This window comes from Afipia sp. GW823-FHT06G09 (assembly GCF_058794875.1).
On sequence record NZ_JBXAHF010000001.1, the window covers coordinates 510,266 to 519,453 of the forward strand.

Annotated in this window: 12 protein-coding genes; 5 read left to right on the forward strand and 7 right to left on the reverse strand. The window is 62.5% G+C overall.

Going from position 1 to position 9,188, the window contains the following annotated elements:
• Nucleotides 1-5: 5 nt before the first annotated feature.
• Nucleotides 6-584, forward strand: a complete 579-nt coding sequence (locus AC1Q67_RS02570; protein WP_024574953.1) for an Hpt domain-containing protein — start codon at nucleotides 6-8, stop codon at nucleotides 582-584.
• Between the two features lie 191 nt (nucleotides 585-775).
• Here AC1Q67_RS02570 and AC1Q67_RS02575 read toward each other — a convergent pair whose 3' ends face one another.
• On the reverse strand, nucleotides 776-2,326 hold the full coding sequence (locus tag AC1Q67_RS02575) for a DUF2336 domain-containing protein (RefSeq protein ID WP_492235321.1): 1,551 nt from the start codon (nucleotides 2,324-2,326) through the stop codon (nucleotides 776-778).
• 142 nt (nucleotides 2,327-2,468) lie between these two features.
• Nucleotides 2,469-3,062: a TetR/AcrR family transcriptional regulator gene (locus tag AC1Q67_RS02580; protein WP_492235320.1), complete on the reverse strand. Its 594-nt coding sequence runs from the start codon at nucleotides 3,060-3,062 to the stop codon at nucleotides 2,469-2,471.
• 69 nt (nucleotides 3,063-3,131) lie between these two features.
• On the opposite strand from AC1Q67_RS02580, the gene AC1Q67_RS02585 reads away from it, so the two are divergent.
• Nucleotides 3,132-3,557 (forward strand): VOC family protein, encoded by a 426-nt coding sequence (locus AC1Q67_RS02585; RefSeq protein WP_492235319.1) that lies wholly within the window; start codon nucleotides 3,132-3,134, stop codon nucleotides 3,555-3,557.
• Between the two features lie 40 nt (nucleotides 3,558-3,597).
• Here AC1Q67_RS02585 and AC1Q67_RS02590 read toward each other — a convergent pair whose 3' ends face one another.
• Entirely contained in the window at nucleotides 3,598-4,323 is a 726-nt protein-coding gene (locus AC1Q67_RS02590; RefSeq protein WP_024574949.1) for a sulfite exporter TauE/SafE family protein, read from the reverse strand.
• A 100-nt stretch (nucleotides 4,324-4,423) separates the two neighbouring features.
• Nucleotides 4,424-5,410: a lytic transglycosylase domain-containing protein gene (locus tag AC1Q67_RS02595; RefSeq protein WP_492235318.1), complete on the reverse strand. Its 987-nt coding sequence runs from the start codon at nucleotides 5,408-5,410 to the stop codon at nucleotides 4,424-4,426.
• Nucleotides 5,411-5,563: 153 nt separating this feature from the next.
• Between AC1Q67_RS02595 and AC1Q67_RS02600 the strand changes: the two genes are divergently transcribed.
• The gene (locus AC1Q67_RS02600) at nucleotides 5,564-5,698 is read left to right on the forward strand and encodes a hypothetical protein (protein ID WP_275450896.1); all 135 of its coding nucleotides are present in this window, start codon (nucleotides 5,564-5,566) and stop codon (nucleotides 5,696-5,698) included.
• A gap of 3 nt (nucleotides 5,699-5,701) precedes the next feature.
• Here AC1Q67_RS02600 and hisI read toward each other — a convergent pair whose 3' ends face one another.
• Complete coding sequence (hisI, locus tag AC1Q67_RS02605; protein WP_492235317.1) at nucleotides 5,702-6,130, reverse strand: phosphoribosyl-AMP cyclohydrolase; 429 nt, start codon at nucleotides 6,128-6,130, stop codon at nucleotides 5,702-5,704.
• A gap of 46 nt (nucleotides 6,131-6,176) precedes the next feature.
• The gene (gene folE, locus AC1Q67_RS02610; protein WP_024574946.1) at nucleotides 6,177-6,845 is read right to left on the reverse strand and encodes a GTP cyclohydrolase I FolE; all 669 of its coding nucleotides are present in this window, start codon (nucleotides 6,843-6,845) and stop codon (nucleotides 6,177-6,179) included.
• Nucleotides 6,846-7,110: 265 nt separating this feature from the next.
• On the opposite strand from folE, the gene AC1Q67_RS02615 reads away from it, so the two are divergent.
• Complete coding sequence (locus AC1Q67_RS02615; protein ID WP_024574945.1) at nucleotides 7,111-7,569, forward strand: iron-sulfur cluster assembly scaffold protein; 459 nt, start codon at nucleotides 7,111-7,113, stop codon at nucleotides 7,567-7,569.
• Between the two features lie 4 nt (nucleotides 7,570-7,573).
• Here the strand turns inward: AC1Q67_RS02615 and AC1Q67_RS02620 are convergent, their stop codons facing one another.
• Nucleotides 7,574-8,530 (reverse strand): COG3904 family protein, encoded by a 957-nt coding sequence (locus tag AC1Q67_RS02620; RefSeq protein WP_492235316.1) that lies wholly within the window; start codon nucleotides 8,528-8,530, stop codon nucleotides 7,574-7,576.
• A gap of 303 nt (nucleotides 8,531-8,833) precedes the next feature.
• Between AC1Q67_RS02620 and yidD the strand changes: the two genes are divergently transcribed.
• Nucleotides 8,834-9,178: a membrane protein insertion efficiency factor YidD gene (yidD, locus tag AC1Q67_RS02625; RefSeq protein WP_492235315.1), complete on the forward strand. Its 345-nt coding sequence runs from the start codon at nucleotides 8,834-8,836 to the stop codon at nucleotides 9,176-9,178.
• Nucleotides 9,179-9,188: the final 10 nt, after the last annotated feature.

A 9,188-nucleotide genomic window follows, 5' to 3' on the forward strand; every position in this document is an offset into this window, starting at 1 on the left:
CACCCATGGCCCGCAAGCCGCCAGCCGAGATCAAGGTCGATACCTTCGCGGACCATCAGGTCATCTCGCAGCCCAATCCGCTGCGCAAGATGGTTCGTTACGCAGAAGAGAAGGAGTTCGACGATCCGGTCGCTCGCGCCGAACAGGCTCTCGCCAGCCTGTCCGGCGAGTTCAACGACTGGATGCGGATCGAGTGCGACCGGCTCAGCAATGCCCATGCAGCGATCGTGCGCGACGGACTGAACGGCGAAAATCGCGAGGAACTGTTCCGCGCCGCGCACGACATCAAGGGCGGCGCTGCGACGTTCGGCTTCCCCACCGCCGCTGCCGCGGCGGAAAGCCTGTGCCGGATTATCGAACACGCGCCGGATCTCGCTCAGGTGCCGGGCGAATTGATCAAGCACCATGTCAACGCGATTCAGGCGATCTATCGCGAACAGTCGAAGATCAATGCCGTGGGCATGGCGGATGAGCTGAGCAAGAAGTTGCGCGGCGTCGCGGACGAATACCTGATCCACGTCAACCGCGACCGGCCCGAGCATCTCGAAGCGATCATGTCGCCGAGCATTGTTCCGGAAGCCTGAGCGACTCGCGATCAGTGCTCTGGCAACTCGCCGCTTCGTAGAGCGACCCGCCCTGTCAACACCCTCTGCATCATCCCGGCGAAGGCCGGGATTCATCTTGCACGATAGCGCGTCATCCTGAGGTGCGAGCCGCGCTTGCGGCGAACCTCAAGGATGACGGCTCAAGCTAGATTTCGGCGATTTTCAAAATACTACGCCGCAATGCGCCGGTCATAGTCATAATCGCGCTCATAGCGATCGTACCCGTCATACCGATCCATGGCAGCATCGACAAAGGCATGGACTGACGCGTCGTTATGTCGAGCGTCATCTTCGGTTCGCATATCGTCATAATGCAGCGGATCGGAATTCGCGACCGCATAGACGTCTTGCACCATATATTCATCCTTGGCGTAGTCATCGATATAGCGCGTGGTCTCTACACTGTCGCGATACTGCGGGTCGATCGCAGTAACATCGTAAGTATCTTCAGCGTCGTAGATCTCGTAGTCCTCTGACGTCTCGTAAGCATCGTCGGCGTCATACGCATTCATGGCGTCGTCAGCCTGATAGGCATCGTAGCCGCCCGCCTCTTCCGCCGCATGCGCGCTGAGCGCCCCGACAAAATCGTCGGCGGCCAGTTCATCGCAGAACACACGCGCTTCCTCCCGCGCCGATTCCATCGCAAAGCGTCGCAACAGGATCAGCAGTGGCTCGGACACCGTTTCGGCGGTTTCGCACTGGGTGAGCACACGCTCGACCATGCGGCGGCGAAGCCGCGTCGCGCCGGCGACCGTGCCGACGAAGCCGACTTCATGTGAAGCCTCGAGCGCCGTACGGAAGGCGCGATAGGTCGATTCCGGCAAACCGGCCTTGGCAAGCAGCGCGTTCAGGCTGGCGCCGCCGCGATCATGCACAATCGCGGCCACGCGGCTGCGCGGCAGGCCGGACAGTTCGACCAGCGATTCCTCGAACAGTTCGATGTTGCCCGACAAGAGCGCGCGCAGGATCAGCCCTGTGTTGAGCTGGCCGATGGATCGCAGATGGCCGATCAGCGCAGACATGTCGGCGCCGCGCGCCTGCGCCGCGATGTTGACCGTGGAGCGCTCCATCGCCTCGCCCGCCATGCGGCGGGCACGATCGGGATTCAGCCAGTCGCGTGCGGTGACAAACTGCGTCAGCGTGTCGGAGAGTTTCTGCGCCAGCGTCAGCCGGATCGCGGCAGGCAATTCATCTATCGCCAGCAGCGACTCGCGGATCGCGGCGAGATGGCCAAACCGCTCAGCGATGCGCGCCAGCGAGAAATCCGCAAACTGCGCGGCGCGATTTTCGATCAGCTCCAGCACCGACGATGCGCAGCCGACTTCGGCGATCGCCGCGCAGACTGACGGCGGCAGATCGAAACGGCGCGCGATGGCGCACTGCGTCTCGGTGTTTCCGGTGGCAACGATGTCCACGAGATCGGAATCGAGCAGCAGAGGTGAATGTTCGAGGATCGGAACCGCCACCGAGGCCTGATCGACAGCAAGCGCCGCCACGATCGCGGCGGGCGCATCCAGTGAGTGTGCGAAAACTTCCGCCATCGCCTGCCGGACCAGCGGCGAGCCATCATCGAGAAGCATCAGCAGCGCGCCTTCAGCGGCAGCGCGATCGTCTTCCGACAAATCGGAAACGAGCCAGGCGCGGGCCAGACACCGCGTCGCCTCTGCGCGCTCCCCCGCGGGAGCTGTGCGAACCCAACTAATAAACTGCCGAACGATCATGGGTGTTCCGGCTTACGCAACATGCCAAGGCACCGCGACGCGACGCCACTGTTACGAACCGTAAACCATGACACTTAAGAAAACGTTCACCATAAACGGCTGTGTTTGTTGAGGTTTCATTAACCTCGCTGAACGCGCGGACTCAGCGTCCCACCACGCGCCTGATCAACGCAACAATGGCAGCCCGGTAGTCCGCAGCATCTTCACCGGCATCGATCGCCAGCGCCGCGCGATCGAACGCCGCCGACAGGAGATCGGCCAGCGCATCGAGCGGCAAACCCCGCGCGTCGATTGCCGCCTCAAGACCGCTGCGCAGCGTGCGCTCCGCATTCTCTTCGTCCAGCTTTTTCATTTCGGCCTGCCCGAGAACCGACGGCCCTTCGATCAGAAGCAGTCGCGTCCGGCCGGGCACGCGCATCGCATCGAGATACGCAGAACTTCCCTCGACCAGTGCGTCGATGGGAGACAAACCCGCGAGCGCCCTTTGCTCGATGGCCGCCGCCACGGCGAGCGCCTCCCCGGTAACGATCGCCCGGAACAGGGCCCGTTTGTCCTCAAAGTGATGGTAGAGCGCGCCGCGCGTAATGCCCGCCGCGGCGACGATTTCCGGCGTCGAGGTTTCCGCATACCCCTTCTCGACGAACAGCGTCCTCGCGGCCCGCATCAGGGCGGCCCGGGTCTTTTCCGTGCGGTCACGATTGGAACGCGGCAATTCGTCCGGTTTGCGATGTTGCATACATGCAGCCTGTATGTTATTTACCAAAACACATACAGACTGTATGTTGATTTGCAAGGGAGGACCACCATGAAAATCACCAGCTACTATCCCGTCATCATGACCGGTGACGTGGCCGCCACGGCCGATTTCTATAAGGCCCACTTCGGCTTCGAGGAGGCCTTCGGCAGCGACTGGTACGTCCACCTGCGCTCGAAAGCCGACCCGAGCGTCAACCTCGCGGTCCTCGACGGCACCCACGAGACGATCCCGGAGACCGGCCGCGGCCGGGTGTCCGGCCTCCTGCTGAACTTTGAAGTCGAAGATCCAGACGAGATGTACGCCAAGGCAAAGGCCGCAGGTCTGCCCATCCTGATCCCTCTCCGCGACGAAGCCTTCGGGCAGCGTCACTTCATCACATCGGACCCGAACGGGGTGCTGATCGATGTGATCAAGCCGATCCCGCCCAGCGCGGAATTCGCGGAACTTTATGCAAAGGATTCACTGCCAACGTGAGTCGCATCAACGGTCTGCGTTTCAGAGTTGAATCAAGGTCTCAACCCTGAAACGCACTCCAGAACATCGACAGGCCTGCAACCAGCATCAGACCTTCCATCAAATAGTGGAAGTTCGCCGCGTTAATATGCATGACCACACGCTTGGCGATGAACGCGCCCACGAAGAGCGATGATCCGGCAATCAGTCCCTTGAAGATGATGTCGGGCGGCAGAGCATCGAGCCGCTGAAACGTGATCGCCTTGCTGATGTAGACGGCGAGCGAGACGGCCGCTTCGGTTCCCAGCAACGGCCCTCTGATGAGCCCGTAGGATACGAAGATCGGGACGGTCATCGGTCCGGTCGATGCCACAATGCCGGTGAGATAGCCCATCGCCGCACCGATGATCGCAAGCGACCACAGCGGCAGTGTGAACTGGCGCGCATGCATCCAGCGGCGGAACGGTATCATCAAAATGAAAAACGCACCGATGGCGATGTCGACGAAACCTGAGGGCAGCGCGAGCAGCGTCCCCGCGCCAAGGGCGGCGGCCGGTATGCCGGGAACCGCGTAAACAACGACCGCGCGCCAATCGATGTCGCGCCACCATGCGAGGATGCGCGCGATGTTCGCCATGATCGCCGCGATAGCCATGATCGGCACCGCCTGCTTCGGCCCGAACGAATAGGCCAGCACCGGCAGCAGCATGATCGACGTGCCGGTCCCGACGATGCCGCCGAGAATACCGGCAATCAGGCCGACGATAAGGATGAAGGCATAAATCAAGGGTGCTAACTCGCGTGGGGCTGCGAGGGTATTTCAAGGCGGCGCGAGTCGCCTACCGCGATCGGCGCTGGCCCTTCATGCAAATGATGAAGCGTAAGGCCTAGCCGCTGAAAACGCCGGTCGAATCGCTGAACAGCCCAAGCCCCTGCGGGGCTTCCGTCCGGGTGCCCGCGCCCGCCGGCAGCGGGTTCGTGATCGACGTGTTGTTGCCCCACAGTTCGCGCACCGTATTGGACACCGGCTCGGGGCGATCGCCGGTCTGATACAGCGAGCGGAAAACCGGCTGCGCGGGCGTTTGCAGCGCCGCGACCTGGGTGGGCGCATCGGCGGGGGGCCGAGCCTGCGGGAAACTCGAAAGATACGCCGCGTTATCGACGGGCGCCGCCGCCATCCGCGACTGCCCCGGCGTGACGCCGGCCGCAGCCATCGCCGTGCGCGCCGTCTGGGAATTCGCCGCCGCATCGTAGCGCGATGTCAGCACAGAATAGACCTGCGAGACGCTGCGCGCGCTGCCGTCGCGGTTGTAGAAGATCGAGCGGTTCGCGGCGGCGGCGCTCGGAAACATCGCCGGGCCGGACGCGTGCGGATTGTCCTCGGCGCTCGAAATCAGCCGCGATGCGCCGCTCACCCCCATGAAATGCGCCATGTACAGCTCGCCGTCGGTCGGTCGGCGGCCGATCATGCCGGTCAGCTTGAAGCTGTTGGACTGGGTCAGCACACCCGCCATGGCGGCGTTGGCGGCGGGATCGTCGCGCAGCTTCAGGATCTCATCGCGCGTGGCAGAATCGGCGACCGAGTAACGGCCCGAGTCGGATTTCGTGATCGCGTCGGCATATTTGCCGAAGCCGAAGGTAGCTCCCGCCTCCTTTACCGTGCCGAGCCAGGTCTGTTCGATGAACTGATAGAGCCCCCGCGCCGACGAGGTCGAAGCCTGCGCGCTGGGGTTGAGATTGGATTCGATCTTCGCCGCCGAGATCAGATATTCGAAGCTGGCGCCGGTCGCGCTGGCGGCATTCTTGATCGTGCCCGCGATTTTCGCGCGCGCGGAATCAAGCCCGGTCGTTATGCTTGAAGTATCGACAGCCATGATGGTGCCCGCTCCCCAGGAACCAACCGTAACCTGCCCCATTTATGGTTAACGGGGCGTTAATTCCCGAAGCGCGCGCCGTCCTTCGCCCGGCATGCAGCAGCCATGCGGGTTCGGCATGACCGAAGGTCCATCCTTTGCATTGTCCTGAGCATGATCAACGCACTCAGCATAGCCGACGCGACATGGGCTTTCCTGGGGCTGATCGCTAGCCTGCTGGTCGCGTCGACCGCTCTGTTCTGGAGCATCGAGGATCAACGGGCCAAGCGCCGGCTCAGGAAAGACTAAGGTCTAGCGATAGACCTTGGCGGGATCGAACACCTTGTCGGCGTCAACGAATGTCAGCTTCGCCTCGCCACCCTCACCGGTGACGGCGCGGTAGAAGCATGAGCGCCGGCCGGTATGGCACGCGGCTCCTGCCTGCTCGACCTTGATCCACACCGCGTCCTGATCGCAGTCCATCCGCATCTCGACGACACGCTGCACATGGCCGGAGCTTTCGCCCTTCTTCCAGAGCTTCTTGCGCGAGCGGCTGTAGTACCAGGCCTCGCCGGTCGCGATGGTCTTGCGCAGCGCCTCGTCGTTCATGTGCGCGACCATCAGCACGTCGCCGCTGCCGGCGTCGGTTGCCACGCAGGTCACGAGGCCGGACGCGTCGAATTTGGGCTGAAACGCCAGCCCTTCCTCGACGTCATGCGTGTGTGTGTGTGATGAAGTCACGGCGTTACCTTGTCAAAGGAAGGCGCGGACGCCTTCGTTCGAAGGCTTATACGCCACGGACCATGTTGAGAAAACGGGCCTGTTCTTCAGGATTGTCCTGAAACACGCCGGTGAAGCGCGACGTCAGGGTCTTCGTCCCCGCCTTGGCGATGCCGCGCACCGACATGCAGGTGTGCTCGGCTTCCATCACCACCGCCACGCCGCGCGGCTTGAGGATGGCGTTGATCGCACCGGCGACCTGCGCGGTGAGATGTTCCTGGGTCTGAAGACGATGGGCGAAAGCATCCACCAGACGCGCCAGCTTCGACAGGCCGACCACGCGGTCCACCGGAGCGTAGGCGATGTGCGCCTTGCCGTAGAACGGCATCACGTGATGCTCGCAGTGCGAATGGAAATTGATGTCGCGCATCAGCACGAAGTCATCATAGCCCGCCGTCTCGCCGAACGTGCGGTCGAGGATTTCCGCCGGGCACTGGGCATACCCCTGAAACAGTTCGTCATAGGCTTCGATCATGCGGCGGGGCGTATCGAGCAGGCCCTCGCGGCTGGTGTTCTCGCCGATGTAAGCCAGAAGCGTCTTTGCAGCCGCCTCGGCCTCGCTGCGGGATGGACGAACCAGACCGGGGTCGATGGCAGACGCCATGTAGTCGGAAGCAGGAATTTCGGATTTTTCCGCCGGCTTGCCGGTGCGGATCGGCTTGATGATCGCGTCCATTTCGTCTCCGTTCGACCGGCCCGGGTCCATTGTAACCTCGACGGAGGGGCCGGAGTGTCACCGCAGCCGCGGCAGCGATACTCAGCCGCCGGACGCCTAGCCTGCATGATTGCAGCAAATCGCAGGAAAAACCGTCTATATTTCCGTGCATTGCTGAAATGCAGGCGGTTTATTCCTGCATTATGGCCATTATATAGGCTCAGGGCTGTGACCGCCAAGGGCGGAGCGCGGCAGGGGTCTCATGCAAGAGCGAAATTCGACCGCCATGCTGAACGACATCTACAACAAGAAGATCATCGAACTGGCGGGCAATATCCCGCGCCTCGGGCGGCTTGCCGACCCGGACGCCTCCGCGACAGCCCATTCCAAGCTGTGCGGCTCGACTGTGAAGGTCGACCTCAAAATGCAGGACGGCGTGGTGAGCGATTTCGCCCACGACGTGAAGGCCTGCGCATTGGGCCAGGCCTCCTCCTCGATCATGGCGCGCCATGTGATCGGCTCCAACGCCGCCGAGTTGCGTGAGCTGCGCGAAACCGTGCGCAGGATGCTCAAGGAAAACGGCGCGCCGCCGCAAGGCAAATGGGCGGATGTCGCCATGCTGGAGCCGGTGCGCGACTACAAGGCGCGCCACGCCTCGACCCTGCTGACGTTCGATGCGGTGGTGGATGCCATTGGCCAGATCGAGGCCAAAGCCGCAGGCACCCTCGCCCCGGCGCAAGGCTGACGGGCTATTTCCGGTCAGAGGTAACGGGAGCTGCGCCGCCGGTCGGCGCATGCGCTTCGGCCGTCTTGGTCCCCGCAGACACCGGCCGCATGCCCCTGTCGGAGACATCGGAGATCACCGGGACAACAGCAGGTGCGCTCACAATCACCGGCGCGCTGACCACGCGGTCCTGCGCCTTCGGGCTCATGCTTCCCACGACATCGTCGGACAGCGTCTTGACGTCGGCAACAGCATCCGTCGTCACGAGATTGGTCAGGCGCAACTCATCCGCCGACAGGCGATGCAACGCCTCCCACGGCGGGACACTGAGCGCCAGCGACAGCAGGTCACCGGTGCCGCCCATGTCGAAGGTGTATTTCGCGAGACGGCCGATATCGCGCTCGACGATCATCAGGTCGTCCGCGGAATAGGTCGCAGCCTTTGCATCGTCGGCGCGATCGCCCATCCAGATCTGATGCACACGCACATGCGCGCTCTCGGGCACATAACGGGTCTTGCCCGACAGCAACAGAAACACGCACATCGACTCGCAGTAAGCATCAGGCACGATGTCGCGTGCGACGCCGCCGGTGATTTCCTTTTCAATCACGATGCCGACCGTGGTGTGCAAACCGAGATCGCGCCAGCGCCTCCCGAGCGAGATGGCGTCCAGCACCGACCCGCCGCTGGAATCGAGCACCACCGTGCTGCCCTTGAGATTGCGGCCGCTCTTAAATTCCTCGAACTTCGCTGGCGTGTCCGACGTAATGACGCCGACAGCGCCGATCCAGCCGGCGCAATCCTGCGCACATGCCGGCTGCGCCGCATGCCATTTGAAACTCATCGGGAGTTTGCGTTCCTCGAGCGTCGTGGACGCGCCAACAGTCCCGCTGACCGTGGCGGAGCCAGGCAGAGCAAGACAGATTGCGGTGGCGCAAAGCCGCGCCCAGCCGCTCCATGTTAGCGACCTCACGACGAACAACGTGGTTCCTTCCCCGCCCCAATCGACAACGGCATCGGCCCCAACCCGTCAGGACAAATCCTGTCACACGGGCGTTATGAAAAACGTATCTGCGCAAAGGATTCGCGTCTATTCCACTTTTGCTGCGGCGCAGTCAAAATCGTGCGATAATTGTAAAACTGTGGCGCGAAAGACAATGTGTTGCGGTTCCCTGCGCGGGAACTCATCATTTGCGTGACGACGATTCCGCCAAGCGCCCAGAAAACCGTCACGGAACCCGGCAGACATGCGTAACGCTGACACGTTAGCCGTCGAGGCAATGACATGAAACATTCGGCCCGATGTCCCGATTGCGCCGGCGGGATTCAAAATCTGCCGCGCAACGCAGGCCGCGGCCTGATCTGGATCTATCGTCACACGCTTTCGCCGCTGGTCGGCTTCAACTGCCGTCACCTTCCGACCTGTTCGGTCTACGGCGATGAAGCCATTGCGCGGTTCGGCTTGTGGGCCGGCGGCTGGATGACATTGGCGCGGCTGCTGCGCTGTCAGCCATGGGGCACGTCTGGAATTGATAATGTGCCGGGCACGCTCTCCGCCGATGCGCGCTGGTATTTGCCGTGGCGCTATGCGCGATGGCGCGGCGTCAATGACGGGACCGGAAAAACCTAACGCTTAGTCT

Bases quoted from the DNA above. Each gene is read 5' to 3' on its own strand.
- AC1Q67_RS02570 (WP_024574953.1), top strand. From the start codon at position 6: ATGGCCCGCAAGCCGCCAGCCGAGATCAAGGTCGATACCTTCGCGGAC.
- AC1Q67_RS02575 (WP_492235321.1), bottom strand. From the start codon at position 2,326: ATGATCGTTCGGCAGTTTATTAGTTGGGTTCGCACAGCTCCCGCGGGG.
- AC1Q67_RS02580 (WP_492235320.1), bottom strand. From the start codon at position 3,062: ATGCAACATCGCAAACCGGACGAATTGCCGCGTTCCAATCGTGACCGC.
- AC1Q67_RS02585 (WP_492235319.1), top strand. From the start codon at position 3,132: ATGAAAATCACCAGCTACTATCCCGTCATCATGACCGGTGACGTGGCC.
- AC1Q67_RS02595 (WP_492235318.1), bottom strand. From the start codon at position 5,410: ATGGCTGTCGATACTTCAAGCATAACGACCGGGCTTGATTCCGCGCGC.
- AC1Q67_RS02600 (WP_275450896.1), top strand. From the start codon at position 5,564: ATGATCAACGCACTCAGCATAGCCGACGCGACATGGGCTTTCCTGGGG.
- folE (WP_024574946.1), bottom strand. From the start codon at position 6,845: ATGGACGCGATCATCAAGCCGATCCGCACCGGCAAGCCGGCGGAAAAA.
- AC1Q67_RS02615 (WP_024574945.1), top strand. From the start codon at position 7,111: ATGCTGAACGACATCTACAACAAGAAGATCATCGAACTGGCGGGCAAT.
- yidD (WP_492235315.1), top strand. From the start codon at position 8,834: ATGAAACATTCGGCCCGATGTCCCGATTGCGCCGGCGGGATTCAAAAT.